Source organism: Mycobacterium kiyosense, assembly GCA_021654635.1.
GTDB classification, from domain to species: Bacteria; Actinomycetota; Actinomycetes; order Mycobacteriales; family Mycobacteriaceae; genus Mycobacterium; species Mycobacterium kiyosense.
Map to the genome: position 1 here is coordinate 4,349,013 of AP025179.1, position 23,010 is coordinate 4,372,022.

The window sequence follows — 23,010 nt, forward strand, 5'->3', positions numbered from 1 at the left end:
GAGTCTTCTTGGAAGATTCTTGGCTCAGCTGCTGCGACGACGGGCGCGTGGCGACGGCCGCGATTCCAGCCAGGACTGGAATGCCGTCAAAGCGCCTCTGTCCAAAGCGATTTCGTAACCCATCCGCCGCTCCTGGGTGGTGTCGCGCAGCTCCAGGATGGTGATCTCGTCGGTCATGATGTCGAACTCGTCACCACGCGGGGCGCGCCGGGTGACAACCTCCACCCCTCGTCGACTCAGTCTGCGGTCGGGCCACAGCCGCACGCTGGACAAGCGGTAGAAGGCAGCCTCTCCGCCGCGGTACCGGATCACGCCGTGCCGCCAGCCGTGGCCGCCTACCGCCGGGATGTCGCGCATGATGGCCGCGGTCCCGCCCTGACGCAGCTTCCACAGCCGATAACTCAGACCGAGCACCGCCGCGCCCAGCACGACGACGAGCACGACCATGCCGACCATGGGCGCGCTCATTTTGCGAATCAGTCGAGCGCGCCGACGGCGCGCAGTCTGGCGCGGCCCCTGGCGGCAGTTTGCGGATCATCCGATTCGGCGTCCTGCCGGGCGGATTCTTCGTTGATCTCCGACTCGAACTCGGCGGACTCGGCGAGGATGGTCACGCTCTCCTCGGTCACCGAGAGGAAGCCGCCGTCGACGGCGACCCGAAGGTCGTCGTCGCCTTCTCGTTCCACGCGCACCATGGCGTCGTCAACCAACTGAGCCACCAGCGGAATGTGGTGAGGCATGATGCCGATCTCGCCGACGGTGGTGCGGGTGAAGAGGAATTTCGCCTCGCCGGACCAAATCTTCCGGTCGACGGCAACGATCTCAACGTTCATTTCCGCCATGCCACACCTCCTTTCGTGCCAGCCGGACTCTCATCACAGCTTCGCGCCGAGGCTCTCGGCCTTCTTGGCCAGGTCGTCAAGGCCACCGATCAGGAAGAACGCCTGCTCGGGGACGTGGTCGAACTCACCCTTGCTCAGCCGGTCGAATGCCTCGATGGTCTCCTTCACCGGCACCGTCGAACCGGGCTGGCCGGTGAACTGCTCGGCCGCCATCATGTTCTGCGAGAGGAACCGTTCGATGCGACGTGCGCGCTGCACAAGCTGCTTGTCCTCCTCGGACAGTTCGTCGATACCGAGAATCGCGATGATGTCCTGAAGGTCCTTGTAGCGCTGCAGGATTCGAATGACTTCCTGAGCCACCCGGTAGTGCTCGTCGCCGACCACACTGGGGTCAAGAATGGTCGAGCTGGAGGCCAGCGGGTCCACCGCCGGGAAGATGCCCTTGGAGAACACCGACCGGGACAACTCGGTGGTGGCGTCCAGGTGGGCGAAGGTGGTCGCGGGCGCCGGGTCGGTGTAGTCGTCGGCGGGCACGTAGACGGCCTGCATGGAGGTGATCGAGCGGCCACGCGTCGAGGTGATGCGCTCCTGCAGTTCACCCATCTCGTCGGCCAGCGTCGGCTGGTAACCCACCGCGGACGGCATACGACCGAGCAGCGTCGACACCTCGGATCCGGCCTGGGTGAACCGGAAGATGTTGTCGATGAACAGCAGCACGTCCTGGCCGGCCTCGTCGCGGAACCACTCGGCCATGGTCAGCGCGGACAGGGCCACCCGCATACGAGTGCCGGGCGGCTCGTCCATCTGACCGAACACCAACGCGGTGTCCTTGAGCACGTCGGCTTCCTTGAGCTCGACCCAGAGGTCGTTACCCTCTCGGGTGCGCTCCCCCACCCCGGCGAAAACCGAAGTGCCACCGAAGTTTCGGGCGATACGGTTGATCATCTCCTGGATGAGCACGGTCTTGCCCACGCCGGCACCACCGAACAGGGCGATTTTGCCGCCACGCACGTACGGTGTCAGCAGGTCGACGACCTTGAGACCGGTTTCCAGCATCTCGGTGCGGGGCTCGAGGTCTTCGAACTTCGGCGGTTTGCGGTGAATCGACCAGTGGTCGAAGTCCTCACCGTATCCGGGCTTGTCCAGGCAGTATCCCAACGCGTTGAAGACGTGGCCCTTGACCTCCTCGCCGACCGGCACCGAGATCGACGCTCCGGTGTCTTTGACCTCGACGCCGCGCACCAGACCATCGGTGGGCTGCATCGAGATGGCGCGCACCAGGTTGTCGCCCAAGTGCTGAGCAACTTCGAGGGTCAGGGTCTTCTTCATCGCCTCGAAGGTGATCTCGGCGTGCAGCGCGTTGAACAGCTCAGGAACCGAACCGCGCGGGAACTCGACGTCGACGACGGGCCCGGTGATCCGGACGATGCGGCCGTTGGTGTCGGAGCTTCCCGACTTCTTGTCGGTCTTCTCGGTGGTGTCTGAAGTGGCAGCCATAACCTTTTCGCTTCCTCGTCGGCCTATTTGGCGGCGTCGGCGAGCGCGTTTGCGCCACCGACGATTTCGCTGATCTCTTGGGTGATTTGGGCCTGCCGCTCACGGTTGGCTTGCAACGTCAGGTCCTTGATGAGGTCGTCGGCGTTGTCGGTGGCCGACTTCATCGCACGTTGGCGGGAGGCCAGCTCGGAGGCGGCCGATTCCAGCAGCGCCGCGTACACCCTGGTGGTCAGGTACCGCGGCAGCAGCTCGTCGAACAACGTCGTCGCGTCCGGCTCGAAGGAGTACAGGGTGTGTGGCCCGGTGTCTTCCTCGACATATTCGACCAGCATCGGAGCAATGCGGTGTGCCACCGCGGTCTGCGACATCATCGACTTGAACTCGGAATAGAGGATGTGCAATTCGTCGACACCCTGCACCCCGTCCGAGTCGTCGGATTGGTGGTCGGACTCGTCGTCGCCGGTGCCGGCCATGAACGCGTCCACCAGTGTGGCGCCGATCTCGGCGGCATTCTCGTACTTGGGCTGCTCGGAGAACCCCGTCCAGGACTGCTGAATGTCCCAGTTACGGAATGTGTAGTAGTTCTGCGCCTTTCGGCCGACCGTGTAGAGGATCGGCTCCTTGCCTTCCTCGCGCAGCAACGAGAAGAGCTCCTCCGAGCGACGGAAGATGCTGGAGTTGTAGGCACCACACAGACCGCGGTCCGATGACACCACCAACACGCCGGCCCGCTTGGGGTTCGGCCGTTCCACCAGCAACGGATGGTCCAGCGCGGCCTCAGCGGAGAGCGTGGTGAGCATCGCGGTGATCTGAAACGCGTAAGGCCGGGCGGATTCCAGCCTGGCCTGCGCCTTGCCGATGCGCGAGGTGGCGATCAGCTCCTGGGCTTTGGTGATCTTCTTGATCGACCCGGCCGAGCGGATCCGCCCACGCAGTTCGCGAAGTGTTGCAGCCATTGTTAGCTACTTCTTGTCCTTCTTGTTGTCCTTCTTGGGCTTTTCCTTCTTGACCTGTACCGACTCCTTGGCCAGGTCGCTTTCGTCCAACGGCTCGACGTGCTCGTCGGGCACCACCGAGCCGCCGCCGGTGGCCGCGAAGCCCTTCTTGAACTTGTTGATGATGTCGGTGAGCTTCTCTTCTTCTTCCTCACCGAGTTTCTTGGTCTTGCGGATTCCCTCGAGGAAGCCCTCCTCCGACGCCTTCATGTGGTCCAGAAGTTCGGCCTCGAACCGCTTGACGTCCTCCACCGGCACCGAGTCCAGGTGACCGGCAGTGCCCAGGAAGATCGAAACCACCTGCTCCTCAACCGGCATCGGCGCGAACTGCGGCTGCTTGAGCAGTTCGACCAAGCGCTCCCCGCGCTCCAGCTGCTTCTTCGACGTCTCGTCGAGGTCGGAGGCGAACGCCGCGAAGGATTCCAGCTCGCGGTACTGCGACAGATCCAGCCGCAGCGACCCGGCCACCTCTTTCATCGCCTTGATCTGCGCGGCACCACCGACACGGGACACCGATACACCGACGTTGATGGCGGGCCGGACACCCTGGTTGAACAGGTCGCTCTCCAGGAAGCACTGTCCGTCGGTGATCGAGATGACGTTGGTGGGGATGTAGGCCGAAATGTCGTTGGCCTTGGTCTCGATGATCGGCAGGCCGGTCAGCGAACCGCCGCCGAGTTCGTCCGAGAGCTTGGCGCACCGCTCGAGCAGCCGCGAGTGCAGGTAGAACACGTCACCGGGGTAGGCCTCGCGGCCGGGCGGACGGCGCAGCAGCAGCGAGATGGCACGGTACGCCTCGGCCTGCTTGGTCAGGTCGTCGAACACGATCAGCACGTGCTTGCCCTCGTACATCCAGTGCTGGGCGATCGCCGAACCCGTATACGGCGCAAGCCATTTGAAGCCGGCGGAGTCCGAAGCCGGTGCGGCGACGATGGTGGTGTAGTCCATGGCGCCGCCCTCGTCCAGCGCGCGCCGCACCGAGGCGATGGTGGTGCCCTTCTGGCCGATCGCGACGTAGACGCAGCGGACCTGCAACTTCTCGTCACCGCTCTCCCAGTTCTGCCGCTGGTTGAGGATGGTGTCGACGCAGACCGCGGTCTTGCCGGTCTTGCGGTCGCCGATGATCAGCTGGCGCTGGCCACGCCCGATGGGGGTCATCGCGTCGATGGCCTTGATGCCGGTCTGCAGCGGCTCCGACACCGACTGCCGCTCGACCACGGAAGGGGCCTGCAGTTCCAGGGCGCGACGGGTATCGGTCTCGATGTCGCCGCCACCGTCGATGGGCTGGCCGAGCGGGTTGACCACCCGACCCAGGAATGCGTCGCCGACCGGCACCGACAGGACGTCGCCGGTGCGCTTGACCTGCTGGCCCTCTTCGATGGTCTCGAAGTCACCCAGGATGACCGTGCCGACGCTGTGCTCGTCGAGGTTCAGGGCCACACCGAGCACCCCACCCGGGAACTCCAGCAGCTCCTGGGTCATCACCGACGGCAACCCCTCGACGTGCGCGATGCCGTCACCGGCGTCCACGACGGTGCCGACCTCCTCGCGGGAGGTGTCGGCGGTGAAAGACTCCACGTACTCTTCGATGGCGCTCTGAATGGCATCAGCGGAGATTGTCAACTCGGCCATGTCTTTTCGTCTTCCTACTTCGATTTGTGCTGACTAGTTTGTGTTCGGTGGAGCGGTTCAGTCGGGCAACTGCGCTTCGGCGGCGGCCAGTCGAGACTTGAGCGTGCCGTCGATCACCTCGTCGCCCACCGAGATCAAGAGCCCACCGAGTAGTTCGGGATCGATTTGCAGCTGGACCGCCACCGGATGTCCGTAGATCCGGCCCAGCACCTCGCTGAGGCGAGTCCGCTGGGAGTCGCTGAGCTCGGCCGCGGCGCTGACCTGTGCGACAACCTCACCGCGTCGAGCGACCGCCACCTGGGCCAGGAACAGTACGGCCTCCTCGGCCGGCTGACCCCGCAACAACTCGACGGTCTGGGACAGCAGCGACACGGCGACCGGGTTGACTTTTCCGCTCGAACTCTCGAGCACCTTGCGCAGCAACCCGACTCGGCCCTCGGCCGGCGCGGTGTCGGAACCGAGCAGGACGGCCAGTCGCGGCTGCGCATCGAGGATGCGCGAAAACCGGAACAACTGGTCCTCCACCTCGTCGGTGGTCCCGTCCTGTTCAGCCACCTCCAGCAGGGCTTGGCGCGACACATGCTCGATCGCGTCGATCAGGTCGGCGTTGGCCGACCAGCGCTCCGCGACCGCGGCCCGCAGCACCTCGAGGGTGGGGGCGCCGACCTTGCCCTCCAGGATGCGTTCGATCAACCGGACCCGGGGCGCCGAATCTTCGGCCGGCACAGTGAGATACCGGGTGGCAACGGTCTCCCGGTGCAGGAGCGCAGCCACCGATGCCAATTCCTCGGCCAGGGTGTTCAGGCCCTGCTTGTCGAGGTCCTTGATGATGTCCTTGAACCGTTCGACCAGGTCGTCCAGCGCGTGGCGACTGGCCGCACGCATCTTGGCCAGCAGCGGGTACTCGACGTCGACCGCTTCGGGCGCCATGTCGTCGAGTTCGTCCAGGAAGCGATCGACGGTGGCTGCCTGCTGGTCGGCGTCGGCGACGTAGTTGCGCACCAGTTCGCCTGCCTGGCGCACGGATTCGTGGCCGAGCTCCAACCGCAGCTGACGGGTCATTTGAGCACGCAGCAGCTCAGACTGGCGACCACCTTGTGCCCTGATGCGTTCGGCTTCGGATTCGGCCTGCGACCGCATCTGTTCCTCGATGCGCGCGGAATCCGCCTTGGCGTCCTCGACGAGGCGCTTCGCCTCTTTCTTCGCCGCTTCCACGGCCTTGCTGTGCGCGGTGGTCGACTCCTCGAGACGCCGAGCGGCCTCCTTGGAGTCCTTCAACTGCTGGCGCACAGCCTCCTGCCGCGCGGTCATCATGTTGCGCACCGGCGGCACCACGAAGCGCCAGACCAGCAGCGCGATGGCCACGAAACCGACCAGCTGTCCGATAAAGGTGTCCATATTTGGGGCTACCTCGCCGTGGCGGTAGGGGCGACGTCGACGCCGAGGATCCGACTGGCCAGGGTGGCTGACATGGTCCCGACGTTGGCACGCAGATCCAATTCCACGGCGTCGCGCTCCCGCTTCAACTGTTCGTTGGCTTGCGCCAACGTCTCTGCCACCTGCTGCTCGGCTTCGGCGCGCGCGTCGTCGATGGCCTTACGACCCTCGTTGCGGGCGTTGTCGCGGAACGACGACGCCTGGACCCGGGCTTCCTTCAGCGCTTCCTCGTAGTCGGCTTCGGCGGCGGCGAACTGCTCGGACGACTTCTTGTTGTCGGCCTGCGTCTTAGCGACCATGGCGTCGCGTTCCTTGAGTACCTTCAGGATCGGCGGTACGACGAACGTGCCGATCACTCCGAGCACCACCAGGAAGATGGCCAGCACGAAGAAGAAGGTGCCGTTGGGAATGAGGAAGTTGTTACCTTCCGCCACTGCCTGGCTGGACGCCAGAACATTCATGGTCGTGTCACCCACCACGACGAACTAGGACGCGCCGGGTGTGGCGAAGACGAACAACGCCATGAACGCCAAGTTGATGAAGTAGGCCGCCTCGACCAGACCGACGGTGATGAAGAACGGCGTGAACAGCCGTCCCTGCGCCTCGGGCTGGCGTGCGACGCCGGAGATCAGGGCGTTACCGGCGATACCGTCACCGATACCGGCGCCGATGGCGCCACCACCCATGATGATTCCACCGCCGATCAGGGCCCCGGAAAGAATTTGGGGGTCGAGAGCCATCGTTATCCTCCTTGATAATTGGGTTTGCAAGCACTGACAGTGTTAGTGGTGGTCTTCTTCTAGCTCCATGGCCTGGCTGAAGTACAGGATCGTCAGCAGCGAGAAGATGAAAGCCTGAATCGCGCCGACGAACAGGTCGAAGGATTTCCAGATCGCGTTCGGCAGCCACAGGATGTAGGGCGGGAACATCGCGATCAGTGCGACGAGGATGCCGCCGGCGAAGATGTTGCCGAACAGTCGCAGCGACAGCGAGATCGGCTTGGCCAGCTCTTCGACGATGTTGATCGGCGCCAGGATGGCGACGTGACCCTTGAGGACCCTGAGCGGGTGGCCGATGATGCCGCGGCGCCAGATCCCGGCGGCGTGGTAGCAGACGAAGACGAACAAGGCCAGCGCCAGTACGTAGTTGATGTCGGCGGCGGCCGAGGACAACAACTCGCTGGTCTTGCCTTCTTTGTCCTTGTACTGCAGCGGCAGTACCGACAGCCAGTTGGAGATCAAGATGAACACGAAGATGGTCACCGCGAGCGGCAGCACGAACGGCGCGATGCGCATCCCGATGGCGCTTTCGATCTGGCCGCGCATCTGGATGGTGACCGCCTCGAAGAACAGCTGCACCCCGCCCGGCACATCGCTGGACGTGACCTTAGATTTCAGCCAGAAGGCCAGCGCGATCACGATGACGGCGGCGATCGCGGTCGAATAGATCGTGTCGGTGTTGACGGTCAGCCCCAGCCACTTGGCCGTGTGGTGCTCGCCGACCTCGATCTGGCCGGCCAGGATCGACTTAGTCATCGCCGGCGCTCCTCACTTCCGTCCCTTCCGATACCGCCACTACCCCGCTCGCCGCACTCTCGGAGTCCCCGGCCCGCAGCTTCTTCCACACCGGCAAGGCCGTCGAGGCCACCAAGAGCACCTGGAAGATCGCCAAACCGAACACCACGCCCAGGCCTTCCGGCTTGAAGATGAAGGCGATGATCAGCGCCAGGATGGTGATGATCGCGATGCGCGACGCCGAATTGACGGCCATCGACCGCTTCAGCGGATGCTCGCGTCCGGTGATCGACTCGACCGACCGCTTGACCATGACGGCGTTGAGCAAACCCAGCAGCAAACCGACGCCCAGGAACAGCCCGACCATCGGATGGCCGGTGAAACCGGCTGCCAGGGTTCCCGCCGCGGTCAGCGCGAGGCTGATGACCAACAACCGCACGGGGCGGAAGGCAACAGCGGGAAACACCAACGGCGCGTCCTGCGCTGGTGTCGTCACTGCAGCACCTCAATCCCGGGTTGTTGGAGCGGAAACGCCGGATCGCCCGATCCGTGGCCCGCCGAGCGTATCGCAAGGCTCGAGCTGGACTTACCCAAGGGGTAGCTCCCTGTGTCGGTCGTTGTTCGGCACCGCCGGATGCGCGTCCGCCGAGCCGGGAAGGCCACAACCCGCGAAGTTCGTTTTCGGGGTTCTACCAGCACCTTACCATAACTACGACCGACCTACTACCGATCGTCGTAGTCCTCGTCCCAGTAGTCGTCGCGGCGCCGGAGTAGCGGAATGGCCGTCGCGACGCCCGCCACGACGATCGCACCCAGCATCACCGCCGCGGTGTGCCGCGGGTCGAAAAAGATGGTGCTGGCCGCCCCGAACGCGACGATGCCCACCCACAGATAGATGAGCAGCACCACTCGTCGATGCGAATGGCCGATCTGTAGCAGCCGGTGGTGCAGGTGCATCTTGTCCGGCGTGAAGGCGCTGCGGCCCGCGCGGGTGCGCCGCACGATCGCCAGCAACAGGTCGAGCATCGGCACGAACATCACCGCGACCACCAGCAGGAAGGGCGACAACAGAGCAAACACGTCGCGGGCGCCGTAGGCGTTCTGCGAAATGGGTCCCGCCGCCGTCGTTGACGCCGCCGCCAGCATCAGGCCGATCAGCATCGAACCCGAATCGCCCATGAAGATGCGGGCGCGGTGAAAGTTGTGCGGCAGAAAACCCAGACAGGCGCCGGCCAGCACCACCGAGATGACCGCGGGCGGGTAATACAACACGTCGCCGCCGTGGTCGCGGAGCAGACCCACCGAGAACATGCAGATGGCCAGCGCGGTGATCAGGCCCAGCCCGGCGGCCAGCCCGTCCAGCCCGTCGACGAAGTTCATCGCGTTGACGATCGAGACGGTCAGCGCCAGCGTGAGCAGGATCGAGGAGGCCTGGTCCAGCACGATGGTTCCCACCCCGCCGACCGGGATGTACAGCACGCTCCAGGCCACGCCCATGGTCACCAGCACGCTGGCCGCGGTGATCTGACCAGCGAACTTCGTCAGCGCATCCAGGCCCCAGCGATCGTCGATCAGGCCGATGCCCATGATCACCGCCCCCGCCACCAGCACCGCGGGCATCCCGGTGGAATAGACGAACCCGCGGGTGAGGGCCGGCAGCTGCGAGGCCAGGAAAACGGCGGAGACCACGCCCAGGAACATCGCCAGCCCGCCCATCCGCGGGGTCGGCGTCACGTGCACGTCGCGTTCGCGCGGGTAGGCGACCGCGCCCAGGCGGGTCGCCAGCACGCGCACCGGCCCGGTGGCGAAATAGGTGATGATCGCCGCGGTCAGGCCCACCAGGGCGAGCTCGCGCAAGGGAACGCCCGCGCTGCGATCCGAGAGTGCGAGCACACCACCGGCAAGGCTGGTCACATCGCTGGACACCTCGAGACCCTATCAACGTCCCCTGTCAGCTACCTGAGCCGCGGACCGTCGTGTGCGCTAAGCGATCAGCGAGGCGGGGTCGACGCCCAGTACTTCGGCGACCCGCTGGGTGCTCACCGGCCCTTCCCGCAGGATGCGCGGGGTGCTGCCGCTCAGGTCGACGATCGTCGACGCGGCCTGCTGCGCGGACGGGCCGGCGTCGAGATAGACGTCGACGCGCGGCCCGAGTTGGCGGCGCGCCTCGTCGGCGTCGACGGCGGCGGGCTGGCCCGAGACGTTGGCGCTGGACACTGCCATCGGCCCCACCTCGCGCAGCAACTCGAGGGCGACCGGGTGCAGCGGCATCCGCAGCATCACCGTGCCGTGCGCGTCGCCCAGATCCCACTGCAGCGACGGCGCCTGCACCACCACCAAGCTCAGCGCACCCGGCCAGAACGCCCGGACCAGGTCGCGGGCGCCGTCCGGCATCCCGTACACCAGCCCTTCGATGGTGTGCCAGGAACCGACCAGGACGCCTACCGGCATGTCGCGCCCGCGCCCTTTGGCCGCCAGCAGCGCGTCCACCGCGGAGCTGTCGAACGCGTCGGCGCCCACACCGTAGACGGTGTCGGTCGGCATGACGACCAGTCGTCCGGCCTTGAGCGCACCCGCCGCGGCGGCGATTCCGCGCGACCGCTGATCGGGGTCGGCGCAGTCGAAGGTGTCAGTCATCGGCACTCTTTCTGCGGGCCGTCACGAACCTCGGCCGGCCGGCGAGATCCGTTCGGGCCACGATGTCATCGAATAATCCTGTCTTGTCCAAGAATTCGACGGTAGGCCCCGATGTCGTGTCGTCGTGCTCGACGGCGAAGAATCCGCCGGGCCGCAACCAACGTCCGGCCACTTCGACGACGGCCGCGATCACCGCCATCCCGTCCGGGCCGCCGAACACCGCATGATGCGGATCATGCTGTGCCACTTCGGGTTCCAACACCGCGCCGTCGGGAACATACGGCGGATTGGAAACCAGCAGATCCACCTGACCGTCGAGTTCGGGCAGCAACCCAGGCGTACCCACGTCGGCGCGCACCAGTTCCACCGCGGTGCCCGCGGCGTTTCGTCGCGCGTAGTCCAGTGCCGCCGCGGAGTCGTCGATGCCGACGACCCGGGCCTGCGGGCGGTGCCCGGCCAGCGCCACGGCCAGTGCGCCCGATCCGGTGCATGCGTCGACGATCACCGGACGCACCGGAAGTGGTTGTGCCCTAGCCCATTCCAGCATGGCCTCGGTCTCCGGGCGCGGTATGAAGACACCCGGGCCGACCTGCAGCAGCACCGGACCGAACGCGACGGTCCCGACCAGGTGCTGCAGCGGGACCCGTCGAGCGCGGGCACAGACGGCGTCGTGGTAGCGCCCGTAGAACTCTTCGGCGGGCGCGTCGAGCAGCGCGAGGCGACCGCGGTCGACACCGGCCACATGCGCGGCGAGCAGTTCAGCGTCGTGGCGGGCGGAATCGATACCCGCTTCGGCCAGCAGCGCCGCCGCGGAGGCGATCGCCTGCCGCAGGCCGTGCGTCGCCGGACGGGTCATGTCGCCTGTTGCAGCCGGGCTTGTTTGTCGGCTTCGCTCAACGCGTCGAAGAGCGCGTCGAGGTCACCGTCGAGAACCTGGTCGAGGTTGTGCGACTTGTAACCGATGCGGTGATCGGTGATCCGGTTCTCGGGGAAGTTGTAGGTGCGGATTCGTTCGCTGCGGTCCACGGTGCGGATCTGGCTGGCCCGATCGGCCGAGGCGTCGGCCAGTGCCTGCTCTTCGGCCAGCACCTGCAGGCGCGCCGCGAGCACCTGCAGGGCGCGGGTCTTGTTCTGCAGCTGTGACCGTTCGTTCTGGCAGGTCACCACGATCCCGGTGGGCAGGTGGGTGATCCGTACCGCCGAGTCGGTGGTGTTGACTCCCTGGCCGCCTTTACCCGAAGACCGGTAGACGTCGATGCGCAGGTCGGATTCGTCGATCTGGACCTCGCCGACCTCCTCGGGCTCGGGATAGACCAGCACCCCGGCCGCCGAAGTATGTACCCGCCCTTGGGATTCCGTCACCGGGACGCGCTGCACCCGATGCACGCCACCCTCGAACTTCATCCGCGACCACACGCCGTCGGCGCTGTCGCCCTTGGAGGCGATGGCCAGGGTGGCGTCCTTGTAGCCGCCGAGATCCGATGTCGTCTCCCCCAGCACCGTCACCGTCCAGCCGTGCCGCTCGGCGTAGCGGATGTACATCCTGGCCAGGTCGGCAGCGAACAACGCCGATTCCTCGCCGCCCTCACCGGATTTCACCTCGAGCAGGATGTCGTCGGCATCGTGGGGGTCGCGCGGCGCCAGCATGTCGGTGAGCTGGGTGTCCAGTTCGGCGACCCGCGCCTCCAGCTCGGTGACCTCCTCGGCGAACGACGCGTCGTCGGCGGACAGTTCGCGGGCCGTCTCCAGGTCCTCCCGGGCGGTCACCAGCTTGCGGTGGGTGGCCACGATAGGGGCCAACCGGGCGAAGCGGCGGCCCACCTTGCGCGCCTCGTCGGGATTGCTGTGCAGGTCGGGGTCGGCCAGCTTGCGCTCCAGCTCGGCGTGCTCGGCGAGCAGGACGTCGATCGTCTGCACCGGTTGCGTCATGTCTGCACCTCCCTACCGCCTTGCCGCGAGCCCTACCCCCGAACGCGAACCGACGCCCGGCCTGCGCGTTGCTGCGCAGTTCGGGCGTCGGTGAGCCGGCTACTTGTCGGCCTCGGCCTTGTCGGCAACCTTGCGCTTGCCGTAACGCTTCTCGAACCGGGCCACCCGGCCACCGCTGTCCAGAATCTTCTGCTTACCGGTGTAGAAGGGGTGGCACTGCGAGCAGACCTCGGCCACGATGCGGCCACCCGGCTTGGTGCTGCGGGTGGTGAAGGTGTTCCCGCAACCGCAGACCACGGTGGTCTCCTCGTAGGCGGGGTGAATGTCAGTCTTCATGTTGTCCTCTTCGATGCTGAAGTCGCGGGCCGATTATGCCAGCTCAATCACTGCCATCCCAAAACGCGGGGATGGCGTCGGGCATTCCCGGGTCAGTCCCCGTCCATGTTGCCCGGTGTCGTCTTGGACACCTGGACCAGGAACTCGTAGTTGGTCTTGGTCTTGCGCAGCTGCGACATCAACAGGTCGATGGCCTGGTGGGAGTCCAGACCCGACAGCACGCGACGCAGTTTGTGCACGATGCCGAACTCGTCGGGCGACAGCAGCAACTCGTCCTTGCGGGTGCCGGACGGGTTGACGTCGACCGCCGGGAACACCCGCCGCTCGGCGATCTTGCGGTCCAGCTTGGGCTCGGCGTTACCGGTGCCCTTGAACTCCTCGAAGATGACCGTGTCACCGGTCGACCCGGTCTCGACCATCGCGGTGGCGATGATGGTCAGCGACCCGCCCTCCTCGATGTTGCGTGCCGCGCCGAGGAACCGCTTGGGCGGGTACAGCGCGGTGGAGTCGACACCACCGGACAGGATGCGGCCCGACGCCGGCGAGGCGTTGTTGTAAGCACGACCGAGTCGGGTGATGGAGTCGAGCAGCACTACGACGTCCTTGCCCTGCTCGACCAGACGCTTGGCGCGTTCGATGGCCAGTTCGGCGGCCTGGGTGTGGTCCGACGGCGGCCGGTCGAAGGTCGAGGCGATAACTTCGCCCTTGACCGAGCGCTGCATGTCGGTGACCTCTTCGGGTCGCTCGTCGACGAGCACCACCATCAGGTGACATTCGGGGTTGTTGCGGGTGATCGCGTTGGCGATGTCTTGCATGATCGTGGTCTTACCGGCCTTGGGCGGCGACACGATCAGCGCACGCTGGCCCTTACCGATCGGCATGATCAGGTCGATCACGCGGGTGGTCAGCCGGTCGGGAGTGGTCTCCAAGCGCAGCCGCTGGTTGGGGTACAGCGGGGTCAACTTGCTGAATTCGGGCCGCTTCTTGGCGTCCTCGATGGAGCCACCGTTGATGGTGTCCAGGCGCACCAGCGGGTTGAACTTCTGCCGGGGGTTCTTGTCGCCCCCTTCGCCCTCGCGGGGCACCCGCACGGCACCGGTCACGGCGTCGCCGCGGCGCAGACCGTTCTTGCGGACCATGTTCATGGAGACGTAGACGTCGTGGGGTCCGGCCAGGTAGCCGGAGGTGCGTACGAAGGCATAGTTGTCCAGGACATCGAGAATCCCGGCGACCGGCTGCACGACGTCGTCCTCGCGCAATTCGGCCTCGCCGCCACCCTCACCGGTGCGTTCGCCGCGACGCCGGCGGTCACGGAAGCGCCGGCCACGCCGGCCCTGGCGGCCGTCGCCGTCGTCGTCCTGCTGATTCGAGCCGCCGCGCTGTTGACCGCCTTGCTGGTCACCGCCCTGGTCGCCGCCCGAGTCGCCGGAGCGCTCGTTCTTAGCCTGCTTCTGGTCGCGCTGCCCGTCGCCGCTGTCGTCGCCGCCGTTCTTCTCGGCGCCGGCGGCGCCGGCATCCCGGGAGGCACCGCGACGTTCGCGACGCGGCGTGTCGTTCTTCTGCGTGTCGTTTTTCTGTTGCGTGTCGTTCTGCTGCTGCGCGTCGGCCGGGGCGCCTTCCTGAGCCGCGGCGCCTTCCTGAGCCGAGGCGTCCGCAGTGGCGTCCGATCGCTTCTGGGCGCGCGCCTCCTGCGCGGAGTCCTTCTGCGGCGGCGTGTCGGCCTTGGAGGCGTCCTGCGCCGTCTTCGCCGACGCCGACCCTCCGTTGGCCTGTCCGCGGCTTTCCTGGATCGCGGCGATCAATTCGTTTTTGCGCATGCCCGATGTCCCTTTGACACCGGCCTGGTTAGCCAGGGCACGAAGTTCGGGCAGCACCATGGTGGCCAGCGAGCCGGTATTGCTCTTGACGTCGGAGACGACGGCAGAGTCTGTCCTCACGGCGTTCGACAGCTTCTCGCTGTCGGTGCTTTCGCCAGCCGTGATGAGGTCCGTATCAGTCACGGATTTCCTTTCTTGCCCCGCTGATCACGTCAAACGGGGGATTCCTGCATCGGACGAATATTCAGGCAAAGTCCCGAGGGCGCCCAATCATCGACTCTGAAACGGTGATCGCCGGTTGGGCGACGAAACAGCGAACCTCGTCCACGAGAAGAATTTGGTTTGTCCTAGCTTCAAGCAGTATGGATGCAGATGCAGATGCTGCGGTTGCTGGACGGCTCCGAGAATAACCCGCTTCCTGGCGGGAAGCAAGAAACCCCGCCGCCACGCTGTGGATCAGCCCGCGACGGCGACTCCCGGCCTCCAGCGAACTCCGCCGCCGGCCGCCATCGGCCGGATCGCGAATCCATTCGCGGTTCCGTACTCGACCGCTTCACCTGGCAACTCCGGCTCGGTGCTCATCGCTATCAGCGAGGGTCCCGCCCCGGAAAGCGTTGCCGCAACGTTATGACGCCGCAGCAGCCGCAAATATTCCGCCGAGGCCGGCATCGCCGGCGCCCGTTGCGGCTGGTGCAAAACATCTTCGGTGGCGGCCGGCAACAGGTCGGGCCGCTGGGTGAGCGCGACGACCAATAACGCGGCGCGGCTGAGGTTGAATCGCGCGTCCTCGTGGCTGACCTGGGCGGGCAACAGAACTCGCGTCTCGGCGGTCGACGACCGCTCCTCGGGGATTGCAACGAACAAGTGGATGTCGGGGTGCAGGGCCAGGGGAACTGCACGGTAGTCGGCTTGAGTGCCGCGGTGGTCGACGTGATGTTCTGTCCACGCAACCACCGCACCGCCGAGCACCGCGGCCGCCGCGTTGTCCGGGTGGCCCTCGAACTCCGACGCCAGCTGGATCAGCTCGGCTGCACTGAATGGTTCCGAATCGGTCTGCGCGACAAGGCCGTTGACGGCGGCGAGCCCACTCACCACGGCCGCCGCCGAGGAGCCCAGGCCTCGGGAGTGCGGGATGTCGTTGCGGCAGCGCACCACCAGACCCGCAGCCTGGAAGCCCGCGGCCTGCAGACCGCGCTGGATGGCACGCACCACCAAGTGATCGGGGCCCAGCGGCACCTGGCCGGCCCCTTCGCCCTCGACCATCACCACCAGACCGGAACCCGTTGTCTCGACCACGATCTCGTCGCACAAATTCAGCGCCATGCCGAGGCTGTCGAAGCCGGGACCCAGGTTGGCGCTGGACGCCGATACCACGGCAGAGGCGATGAGCCCGGCAGGCAGCGTCTGAGTCACCGCTACTCGAGCCCGAGTTGCTCGACGACCAGAACCGGATCGACCGGCAGCGCAGCCACTTCCGGCATATCCCGCAGTGCGGTGTCGGGATCCTTCAGGCCGTTGCCGGTCACGGTGCACACCACCGTCGAGCCGCGCGGCACCCAGCCGTCCTCGACGGACTTGAGCAGACCCGCGATGCTGGCCGCCGACGCAGGTTCGACAAAGACGCCTTCAAGGCTGGCCACCAGATGATAGGCAGCCAGGATCTCCTCGTCGGTGGCCGCCAAGAACTTTCCGTTGGACTGCTGTTGGGCTTCGACGGCCGCAGTCCACGACGCGGGGGCGCCGATGCGGATCGCGGTGGCGATGGTCTCCGGGTTGGGGACGGGTTCGCCGTGCACCAACGGCGCGGCGCCGGCCGCCTGGGTGCCGAGCATCCGGGGCAGCTTGTCGATCACGCCGTCGCGGTGATATTCGGTGTAGCCCTTCCAGTACGCGGTGATGTTGCCGGCGTTGCCCACCGGCAGCGCATGGATGTCCGGTGCGGCGCCCAGCGCGTCGACGATCTCGAACGCCGCCGTCTTCTGCCCCTCGATACGCACCGGGTTGACCGAGTTGACCAGTGAGATCTTCGGGAAGTCGGCGGTCATCTTGCGGGCCAGTTCCAGGCAGTCGTCGAAGTTGCCGTCGATCTGAATGATCTTCGCGCCGTGCATGACAGCCTGCGCCAACTTGCCCATCGCTATCTTGCCCTGTGGAATCAACACCGCACAGGTGATGCCGGCGCGAGCGGCGTAAGCGGCCGCGGAAGCCGAGGTGTTGCCCGTCGATGCGCACAACACCGCCTGCTGGCCGCGGGCCAGCGCATCGGTGACGGCCATGGTCATGCCGCGGTCCTTGAAAGAACCGGTGGGGTTGAGACCCTCGACCTTCAAATGGATTGTGCAACCGGTCTTCTCGGACAGCCGGGCCGCGGAGATCAGCGGGGTTCCCCCCTCGAGCAGGGTGACCGGCGTCCAGTCGTCACCCACCGGCAACCGATCCCGGTATGCCGCGATCAACCCCGGCCAGGGTTGGTGGACCACCGTGCGGCTCATAGATCGGTTCCTTCCAGTCTCAGCACGCTCGCCACGCTCTGCACGACGTCCAGGTCGGCGAGCGCTTCGACGGTCTCCGACAGCGCGGCGTCTGTGGCGCGGTGGGTGACCACCACGATGCGGGCCCCTACCCGCTGGCCACCCTGGTCTGTCACACCCTCCTGACGGACCTCGGCGATGCTCACTTCACGTTTGGCGAATTCGGCTGCCACCGCCGACAGTACGCCGGGCTTGTCCGCGACATTCATGCTCACGTAGTAACGGGTCTCGATGAAACCCATTGGCGCGACCGGCAGTTGGGCGTACTTCGACTCGCGCGGGCCACGGCTGCCCAGCACCCGGTTGCGGGCGGCCATCACCAGGTCGCCGGTGACCGCCGAGGCGGTGGGGGCACCGCCGGCGCCCTGACCGTAGAACATCAGCCGTCCGGCCGCCTCGGCCTCTACCACCACGGCGTTGAATGCGCCGTTGACCGTGGCGAGCGGATGCGACAAGGGCACCAGTGCTGGGTACACCCGGGCCGAAACCCGTTGCTGCCCTTCGTCGGTGGTGATGCGCTCGCAGATGGACAGCAGTTTGATGGTGCAGCCCAGCGATTTCGCCGACTCGAAGTCCGCCGGGGTGATCTTGGTGATGCCTTCGCGGTACACGTCGTCGGCGGTCACCCGGGTGTGGAAAGCGATGGACGCCAGAATCGCGGCTTTGGCGGCGGCGTCATAGCCTTCCACGTCGGCGGTGGGGTCGGCCTCGGCGTAGCCCAGCGCGCTGGCATCGGCCAGCGCCTTCTCGTAGTCGGCGCCGGTGCTGCCCATCTCCGAGAGGATGTAGTTGGTGGTGCCGTTGACGATTCCGGCCACCCGTAACACCGTGTCGCCGGCCAGCGACTGGGTCAGCGGGCGGATCACCGGGATCGCGCCCGCGACCGCCGCCTCGAAGTAGAGGTCCACGGCTTCGCTTTCGGCAGCCGCCGCCAACTCCCCACTGGACGTGGACAACAACGCCTTATTGGCCGTGACGACGGACTTGCCGTGCTCAAGCGCGGCCAGGATCGCCTTGCGCGCCGGCTCGACCGGGCCCATCACCTCCACGACGATGTCGACGTCGTCGCGGGTGACGAGTTCATCGATGTCGTCGGTGAGCAACTCGATCGGCACCCCGCGGTCGGCGGCAACGCGACGCACCCCGACACCGCGCAGTTCCAGCGGTGCGCCGATGCGGCCGGCCAGATCTTCGGCACTGCGCTCGATGATGCGCACGACCTCGCTGCCCACGACACCCAACCCGAGTACCGCTACGCCCACAGCTTTTTCGTTATCGGGCACAGCTCACCTCACTTCCAAACTCAGCAGATCGTCGAACGTCTCGCGGCGCAGGATCAACCGGGACTGTCCCCCGCGCACGGCCACCACGGCGGGACGGCCAACCATGTTGTAACGGCTCGACAGTGAATAGCAGTAGGCCCCGGTGGCGGCGACCGCCACCAGGTCGCCGGGGTGGATGTCGTCGGGCACCCAGGTGTCACGGACGATGATGTCGCCGCTCTCGCAATGCTTTCCGACCAGGCGGGCCTGCGCGGCGGGGGCGTCGGACAACCGCGAGACCAGACGCACGTCGTACTGTGCGTCGTAGAGCGCGGTACGGATGTTGTCGCTGATGCCGCCGTCGACGCTGACGTAGCGGCGCACCGCGGTGGCGCTCACGTCCACATCTTTGACGGTGCCGACTTCGTAGAGCGTGACGGTGCCCGGGCCGGCGATGGCGCGGCCGGGTTCGACCACCAGCCGCGGTGCGGGCAGCCCGACCGCTGCCGATTCGGCGCTGACGATGGCGCTCAACTTGGCGGCCAGCTCGTGGATCGGCGGGGGGTCGTCCGAGGGCTGATACGAAATGCCCAGTCCGCCACCGAGATCGATGGTCGACACTTGCGCGGTCTTCTCGACGCCGAATTCGGCGACGATATCGCGCAGCAGGCCGATCACCCGGTGCGCGGCGATCTCGAAGCCCGCGACGTCGAAGATCTGCGAACCGATGTGGCTGTGCAGGCCGACCAGACGCAGGTGGTCGGTTTCGAACACGCGGCGCACCGCGGCCATTGCCGCGCCGCTGGCCACCGACAGCCCGAACTTCTGATCCTCGTGCGCGGTGGAGATGAACTCGTGGGTGTGCGCTTCGACGCCGACGGTGAGGCGCACATATACGTCCTGCACGATCCCGGCTTCGCCGGCGATGGAGTCGAGGCGCTCGATCTCGATCATCGAGTCCAGAACGATATGGCCTACACCGGATTTCACCGCAGCGGTCAGTTCGGCGACCGATTTGTTGTTGCCGTGCAGCGCAATTCGCTCCGGCGGGAAGTTCGCGTGCAGCGCGACGGCGAGTTCGCCGCCGGTGCAGACGTCCAGGGACAGACCCTCTTCGGCGATCCAGCGGGCGATCTCGCTGCACAGGAAAGCCTTGGCGGCGTAGTGCACGTTGGCTCCCCCACCGAAGGCGGTGGCCGTCTCCTGGCAGCGGGAGCGGAAGTCGTCCTCGTCGACGACGAACAACGGGGTGCCGTACTGCCGGGCCAGTTCGGTGACGGCGACTCCGGCGATGGTGGCCACCCCGCCCTCGTCACGAGTGGTGTTGCGGGGCCACACATTCGGGGCCAGACGCAGCAGTTCGTCAGCCGACTGCGGGCGCGGCGGGCTGCTGACTTGCCGGGCGTCCTCGGCGTACCGGGGGCCGGCGGGGTGCACGTTCACATTCTCTCCGGGGCGCTGACTCCGAGGATGGCCAGTCCGTTGGCGATGACCTGGCGCGCGGCCTGGCACAACGCCAGCCGGGCGGTGTTCAGATCGGTGGGCTGTTCGTCGCCCTGGGGCAGGATCCGGCACGCGTCGTAGAACCTGTGGTAGTCGCCGGCGAGGTCTTCCAGGTACCGGCAGACCCGGTGCGGTTCGCGCAGCGACGCAGCGGTTTTCAGCACCCGCGGGAACTCGCCGATGGTGCGCAGCAGAGTGCCCTCTTTGTCGTGGCTGAGCAACTCGAGGTGCCCGGTGTCGGGGATCAGGCCCAGCTCGGCGGCGTTGCGGGCCAGGGCCGACAACCGGGCGTGCGCGTATTGCACGTAGTAGACCGGGTTTTCGTTGGACGCCGAGGACCACAGCGCCAGGTCGATGTCGATCGGGGTGTCCACCGAGGAGCGAATCAGGCTGTAGCGGGCGGCGTCCACGCCGATGGCCTCGACCAGGTCGTCGAGCGTGATCACGGTGCCAGCCCGCTTGCTCATCTTGACCGGCTGGCCGTCGCGGACCAGGTTGACCATCTGCCCGATCAGCACCTCGACGGTGGCGGGGTCTTCGCCGAAGGCGGCCGCTGCGGCCTTGAGCCGGGCGATGTAGCCGTGATGGTCGGCCCCGAGCATGTAGATGCACAGGTCGAATCCGCGCTGCCGCTTGTCCAGGTAGTAGGCGAGGTCTCCGGCGATGTAAGCGGGCTTGCCGTCGCTTTTGACCACGACGCGGTCTTTATCGTCACCAAAGGCGCTGCTGCGCAACCAGGTTGCGCCGTCCTTCTCGTAGATGTTGCCGGTGTCGCGGAGTTTGGCGATCGCTTCGTCAACCCGGCCGCTGGTGTGCATGGAGTCTTCGTGGGTGTAGACGTCGAAATCGGTGCCGAATTCGTGCAGCGATTCCTTGATGTGGGCGAACATCAGGTCCACGCCGATCTCACGGAACGTCTCGTGCATCTCGGCGTCCGGCAGGCTCAGCGCGTCGGGCTCCTTCTGCAGCACCTGCGCGGCGATGTCGCTGATGTAGGTGCCCGCGTAACCGTCCTCGGGGGCCGGCTCGCCCTTGGCCGCGGCGACCAGGGAGTTGGCGAAGCGGTCGATCTGCGCGCCGTGGTCGTTGAAGTAGTACTCGCGGACCACCTCGGCGCCCTGTGTGGTGAGGAGCCGGCCCAGTGCGTCGCCGACGGCGGCCCAGCGAGTACCACCGATGTGGATGGGCCCGGTGGGGTTGGCCGAGACGAACTCCAAGTTGATCTTCTGGGCGTCGAGGTCGTTGGAGTGCCCGTATGCCGCGCCGGCGTCGATGACGCTGTTGACGACCTTGGCCTGGGCCGAAGTCTCCAGCCGCAGGTTGATGAAGCCGGGTCCGGCGGTTTCTGCCGCGGCGATGCCGTCGGCGTTGGCGAGCGCCTCGGCCAGCCATCCGGCCAGCTCACGGGGGTTTGCGCCGACCTTCTTGCCCAGCTGCAGGGCCAGGTTGGAAGCGTAATCGCCGTGCTCGGGGTTGCGTGGACGCTCGACGGTGACCGTGGACGGCAGCGCGGACACGTCGAGGCCATGCTCGGCCAGCACCGCCATGGCGGTGATTTTGAGCAGCTCAGCGAGGTCGGCGGGGGTCACGAGCGTCCATCCTATTGGCTGACCTGCCTCGGCCCCGAATCCATTACCGGTGCTCGGGCGGTCACCGGGATGCGCTACTCTGGCGGGGCTTGTTCATGCCCTATGGCGCATGCTGTTGGTGCGCCCCCGTAGCTCAGGGGATAGAGCGTCTGCCTCCGGAGCAGAAGGCCGCAGGTTCGAATCCTGCCGGGGGCACCAAGCGTTTGCGCAGCTCAGAGTCTATTTTTGAGCTGGTCGCGAGAACGCTGTGCAACATCCGGACTATTCGTCGTCGGCCGCCCCCGGTTCCCAGCTAACTGCGGTCTGAGGAGGGCAAATGGGCGGACACCTACTGCTATTCAGCCGGACGCGGACGCTCACGCCGGGCGGCCACCCGGGCGCCGGCATCACGGTCCACTCGCGCGGCGACGGGATCATCGTGCACATCACCGACCAGGAGGGGGCCTGGTACGAGGTCTTCCTCGACACGACCGCGACGACGAACCTCGTCGAGATGCTGACGGACGACCCGACCGTGTGGGGCTGGCGGCCACCGCCGAGGCCCTAGCGAGACCAGGACGCCAAACGCGCGGTCCCCCACCGGATTGCCCGCGTCGGGGGCCCTCGTCGTCTCTGGGCGGTACCTATTTCTGCTTCATCATGTGAGACTCGATGACGTCCACTAGCACTACCTCCAGCAGGAGCGGATCGATCAGCTCGAAGAGTTGCGTCGCGTCTATCGTGATGATGCGGTCGCCGTTGTCGTCGGTCAGCTCCAATCGCGCCATGTCCGAAGTCCACCACAGACGTCCGTCAGCGGTGGCGCACCTTGGCTGACCTCGACGGACGCGCCTTGCGGACCGCCTCCTCGATGCGGACGGCGGCCTGCGTCAGGTCCTCGTGCTCCCAGAAGCGCATGACGGTCCACCCCTCGGCAGCCAGCTGTTCGTCGGTCTGGCGATCGCGCTCCTGATTGCGTTGAATCTTCGCCCGCCAAAAGTCCGCGTTGGCCCGTGGCGCCGTGTAGTGAGTCGTGCAGCCATGCCAAAAGCAGCCATCGACGAACACGGCAATGCGCGCTGGCCTGAAGACGATGTCGGCGGTGCGGTTGAGAGACGGAATCGGCCGGGCCGAAACACGAAAGCGGAGCCCCAGCGCGTGGAGTGCCGACCTCAGCAGCTTCTCTGGCGTCGTGTCTCGGCTGCGATTCGCGCGCATCGTGGCGCGCGCGATGTGCGAGCTTGCCCACGACTCACTGCTGACGATCCCCGGCTGCAGACCCTTCGCCACCACCCAACCGTACGTTCACGCCGTGTCGCCGGTCGCGATCCCGGAGCCCGCTGCGAGAATCGAGGGCGTGCCGGCCCAAGACGATGCCCGCGAAAACCAGATGGTCTGGATGTTCAACCTGTCGGTGCCGCCGGACCCGGGGGCGTTCCGACATTGACGCATACCTCGACCTGGAGGGGCATCCCGAGCCGATACCGTTCGAGCTGAAGTCAGCGACCAG

At 66.3% G+C, this 23,010-nt stretch carries 25 protein-coding genes and 1 tRNA gene; 3 read left to right on the forward strand and 23 right to left on the reverse strand.

Going from position 1 to position 23,010, the window contains the following annotated elements:
• Nucleotides 1–24 precede the first annotated feature (24 nt).
• The 21 genes from L6444_RS20405 to argS form a co-directional block, all read right to left on the reverse strand.
• Nucleotides 25–468 carry a DUF2550 domain-containing protein gene (locus tag L6444_RS20405; RefSeq protein ID WP_236976836.1) on the reverse strand — a complete coding sequence of 148 codons (444 nt, stop codon included), beginning with the start codon at nucleotides 466–468 and terminating at the stop codon, nucleotides 25–27.
• Nucleotides 469–476: 8 nt separating this feature from the next.
• Nucleotides 477–842, reverse strand: coding sequence for a F0F1 ATP synthase subunit epsilon (locus tag L6444_RS20410; RefSeq protein WP_236976838.1), 366 nt, complete (start codon nucleotides 840–842; stop codon nucleotides 477–479).
• 33 nt (nucleotides 843–875) lie between these two features.
• Nucleotides 876–2,339, reverse strand: a complete 1,464-nt coding sequence (gene atpD / locus L6444_RS20415) for a F0F1 ATP synthase subunit beta (protein ID WP_236976839.1) — start codon at nucleotides 2,337–2,339, stop codon at nucleotides 876–878.
• Nucleotides 2,340–2,362: 23 nt separating this feature from the next.
• Nucleotides 2,363–3,295: a F0F1 ATP synthase subunit gamma gene (locus L6444_RS20420; RefSeq protein WP_236976840.1), complete on the reverse strand. Its 933-nt coding sequence runs from the start codon at nucleotides 3,293–3,295 to the stop codon at nucleotides 2,363–2,365.
• Between the two features lie 6 nt (nucleotides 3,296–3,301).
• Nucleotides 3,302–4,966 (reverse strand): F0F1 ATP synthase subunit alpha, encoded by a 1,665-nt coding sequence (atpA, locus tag L6444_RS20425; protein WP_236976841.1) that lies wholly within the window; start codon nucleotides 4,964–4,966, stop codon nucleotides 3,302–3,304.
• Between the two features lie 57 nt (nucleotides 4,967–5,023).
• Nucleotides 5,024–6,364 (reverse strand): F0F1 ATP synthase subunit B/delta, encoded by a 1,341-nt coding sequence (locus tag L6444_RS20430; RefSeq protein WP_236976842.1) that lies wholly within the window; start codon nucleotides 6,362–6,364, stop codon nucleotides 5,024–5,026.
• Between the two features lie 8 nt (nucleotides 6,365–6,372).
• Nucleotides 6,373–6,864: a F0F1 ATP synthase subunit B gene (locus L6444_RS20435; protein ID WP_370652931.1), complete on the reverse strand. Its 492-nt coding sequence runs from the start codon at nucleotides 6,862–6,864 to the stop codon at nucleotides 6,373–6,375.
• Between the two features lie 24 nt (nucleotides 6,865–6,888).
• Entirely contained in the window at nucleotides 6,889–7,143 is a 255-nt protein-coding gene (locus L6444_RS20440) for a F0F1 ATP synthase subunit C (protein WP_236976844.1), read from the reverse strand.
• A 42-nt stretch (nucleotides 7,144–7,185) separates the two neighbouring features.
• Entirely contained in the window at nucleotides 7,186–7,938 is a 753-nt protein-coding gene (atpB, locus tag L6444_RS20445; RefSeq protein WP_236976845.1) for a F0F1 ATP synthase subunit A, read from the reverse strand.
• The gene (locus L6444_RS20450; protein ID WP_236976847.1) at nucleotides 7,931–8,413 is read right to left on the reverse strand and encodes an ATP synthase subunit I; all 483 of its coding nucleotides are present in this window, start codon (nucleotides 8,411–8,413) and stop codon (nucleotides 7,931–7,933) included. The genes atpB and L6444_RS20450 overlap by 8 nt, the downstream gene beginning before the upstream one ends.
• Before the next feature lie 227 nt (nucleotides 8,414–8,640).
• Nucleotides 8,641–9,843: a glycosyltransferase family 4 protein gene (gene rfe / locus L6444_RS20455; protein WP_236976848.1), complete on the reverse strand. Its 1,203-nt coding sequence runs from the start codon at nucleotides 9,841–9,843 to the stop codon at nucleotides 8,641–8,643.
• A gap of 57 nt (nucleotides 9,844–9,900) precedes the next feature.
• A complete protein-coding gene (locus tag L6444_RS20460; RefSeq protein ID WP_236976849.1) occupies nucleotides 9,901–10,554 on the reverse strand; it encodes an L-threonylcarbamoyladenylate synthase in 654 nt (217 codons plus the stop codon).
• The gene (gene prmC, locus L6444_RS20465) at nucleotides 10,547–11,410 is read right to left on the reverse strand and encodes a peptide chain release factor N(5)-glutamine methyltransferase (RefSeq protein WP_236976850.1); all 864 of its coding nucleotides are present in this window, start codon (nucleotides 11,408–11,410) and stop codon (nucleotides 10,547–10,549) included. The genes L6444_RS20460 and prmC overlap by 8 nt, the downstream gene beginning before the upstream one ends.
• Entirely contained in the window at nucleotides 11,407–12,483 is a 1,077-nt protein-coding gene (gene prfA / locus L6444_RS20470; protein WP_236976851.1) for a peptide chain release factor 1, read from the reverse strand. The genes prmC and prfA overlap by 4 nt, the downstream gene beginning before the upstream one ends.
• Before the next feature lie 99 nt (nucleotides 12,484–12,582).
• Entirely contained in the window at nucleotides 12,583–12,819 is a 237-nt protein-coding gene (gene rpmE / locus L6444_RS20475) for a 50S ribosomal protein L31 (protein ID WP_236976852.1), read from the reverse strand.
• A gap of 92 nt (nucleotides 12,820–12,911) precedes the next feature.
• Nucleotides 12,912–14,819: a transcription termination factor Rho gene (rho, locus tag L6444_RS20480; protein WP_236976853.1), complete on the reverse strand. Its 1,908-nt coding sequence runs from the start codon at nucleotides 14,817–14,819 to the stop codon at nucleotides 12,912–12,914.
• A 273-nt stretch (nucleotides 14,820–15,092) separates the two neighbouring features.
• A complete protein-coding gene (thrB, locus tag L6444_RS20485) occupies nucleotides 15,093–16,049 on the reverse strand; it encodes a homoserine kinase (RefSeq protein ID WP_236976854.1) in 957 nt (318 codons plus the stop codon).
• 2 nt (nucleotides 16,050–16,051) lie between these two features.
• Nucleotides 16,052–17,128, reverse strand: coding sequence for a threonine synthase (gene thrC / locus L6444_RS20490; protein ID WP_236976856.1), 1,077 nt, complete (start codon nucleotides 17,126–17,128; stop codon nucleotides 16,052–16,054).
• Nucleotides 17,125–18,450 (reverse strand): homoserine dehydrogenase, encoded by a 1,326-nt coding sequence (locus L6444_RS20495; protein ID WP_236976858.1) that lies wholly within the window; start codon nucleotides 18,448–18,450, stop codon nucleotides 17,125–17,127. The genes thrC and L6444_RS20495 overlap by 4 nt, the downstream gene beginning before the upstream one ends.
• 3 nt (nucleotides 18,451–18,453) lie before the next feature.
• Nucleotides 18,454–19,788 (reverse strand): diaminopimelate decarboxylase, encoded by a 1,335-nt coding sequence (gene lysA / locus L6444_RS20500; RefSeq protein WP_236984300.1) that lies wholly within the window; start codon nucleotides 19,786–19,788, stop codon nucleotides 18,454–18,456.
• Nucleotides 19,789–19,868: 80 nt separating this feature from the next.
• A complete protein-coding gene (argS, locus tag L6444_RS20505; protein ID WP_236976860.1) occupies nucleotides 19,869–21,521 on the reverse strand; it encodes an arginine--tRNA ligase in 1,653 nt (550 codons plus the stop codon).
• A gap of 122 nt (nucleotides 21,522–21,643) precedes the next feature.
• Here argS and L6444_RS20510 point away from each other — a divergent pair.
• Nucleotides 21,644–21,719, forward strand: a tRNA-Arg gene (locus tag L6444_RS20510).
• A gap of 118 nt (nucleotides 21,720–21,837) precedes the next feature.
• Nucleotides 21,838–22,068 carry a hypothetical protein gene (locus L6444_RS20515; protein ID WP_236976861.1) on the forward strand — a complete coding sequence of 77 codons (231 nt, stop codon included), beginning with the start codon at nucleotides 21,838–21,840 and terminating at the stop codon, nucleotides 22,066–22,068.
• Between the two features lie 76 nt (nucleotides 22,069–22,144).
• Here L6444_RS20515 and L6444_RS20520 read toward each other — a convergent pair whose 3' ends face one another.
• Together L6444_RS20520 and L6444_RS20525 are read right to left on the reverse strand one after the other, a co-directional pair.
• Nucleotides 22,145–22,288 (reverse strand): hypothetical protein, encoded by a 144-nt coding sequence (locus tag L6444_RS20520; protein WP_236976863.1) that lies wholly within the window; start codon nucleotides 22,286–22,288, stop codon nucleotides 22,145–22,147.
• A 25-nt stretch (nucleotides 22,289–22,313) separates the two neighbouring features.
• Nucleotides 22,314–22,790: a very short patch repair endonuclease gene (locus L6444_RS20525; RefSeq protein ID WP_236976865.1), complete on the reverse strand. Its 477-nt coding sequence runs from the start codon at nucleotides 22,788–22,790 to the stop codon at nucleotides 22,314–22,316.
• A gap of 22 nt (nucleotides 22,791–22,812) precedes the next feature.
• On the opposite strand from L6444_RS20525, the gene L6444_RS30215 reads away from it, so the two are divergent.
• On the forward strand, nucleotides 22,813–22,947 hold the full coding sequence (locus L6444_RS30215) for a hypothetical protein (protein ID WP_255730792.1): 135 nt from the start codon (nucleotides 22,813–22,815) through the stop codon (nucleotides 22,945–22,947).
• Nucleotides 22,948–23,010: the final 63 nt, after the last annotated feature.

Coding starts and splice junctions, on each gene's coding strand:
- L6444_RS20410 (WP_236976838.1), bottom strand. CDS start 842: ATGGCGGAAATGAACGTTGAGATCGTTGCCGTCGACCGGAAGATTTGG.
- L6444_RS20440 (WP_236976844.1), bottom strand. CDS start 7,143: ATGGCTCTCGACCCCCAAATTCTTTCCGGGGCCCTGATCGGCGGTGGA.
- rpmE (WP_236976852.1), bottom strand. CDS start 12,819: ATGAAGACTGACATTCACCCCGCCTACGAGGAGACCACCGTGGTCTGC.
- thrC (WP_236976856.1), bottom strand. CDS start 17,128: ATGAGCCGCACGGTGGTCCACCAACCCTGGCCGGGGTTGATCGCGGCA.
- L6444_RS20405 (WP_236976836.1), bottom strand. CDS start 468: ATGAGCGCGCCCATGGTCGGCATGGTCGTGCTCGTCGTCGTGCTGGGC.
- atpD (WP_236976839.1), bottom strand. CDS start 2,339: ATGGCTGCCACTTCAGACACCACCGAGAAGACCGACAAGAAGTCGGGA.
- prfA (WP_236976851.1), bottom strand. CDS start 12,483: ATGACGCAACCGGTGCAGACGATCGACGTCCTGCTCGCCGAGCACGCC.
- atpB (WP_236976845.1), bottom strand. CDS start 7,938: ATGACTAAGTCGATCCTGGCCGGCCAGATCGAGGTCGGCGAGCACCAC.
- L6444_RS20435 (WP_370652931.1), bottom strand. CDS start 6,864: ATGAATGTTCTGGCGTCCAGCCAGGCAGTGGCGGAAGGTAACAACTTC.
- L6444_RS20460 (WP_236976849.1), bottom strand. CDS start 10,554: ATGACTGACACCTTCGACTGCGCCGACCCCGATCAGCGGTCGCGCGGA.
- atpA (WP_236976841.1), bottom strand. CDS start 4,966: ATGGCCGAGTTGACAATCTCCGCTGATGCCATTCAGAGCGCCATCGAA.
- L6444_RS20430 (WP_236976842.1), bottom strand. CDS start 6,364: ATGGACACCTTTATCGGACAGCTGGTCGGTTTCGTGGCCATCGCGCTG.
- L6444_RS20515 (WP_236976861.1), top strand. CDS start 21,838: ATGGGCGGACACCTACTGCTATTCAGCCGGACGCGGACGCTCACGCCG.
- prmC (WP_236976850.1), bottom strand. CDS start 11,410: ATGACCCGTCCGGCGACGCACGGCCTGCGGCAGGCGATCGCCTCCGCG.
- L6444_RS20420 (WP_236976840.1), bottom strand. CDS start 3,295: ATGGCTGCAACACTTCGCGAACTGCGTGGGCGGATCCGCTCGGCCGGG.
- L6444_RS20520 (WP_236976863.1), bottom strand. CDS start 22,288: ATGGCGCGATTGGAGCTGACCGACGACAACGGCGACCGCATCATCACG.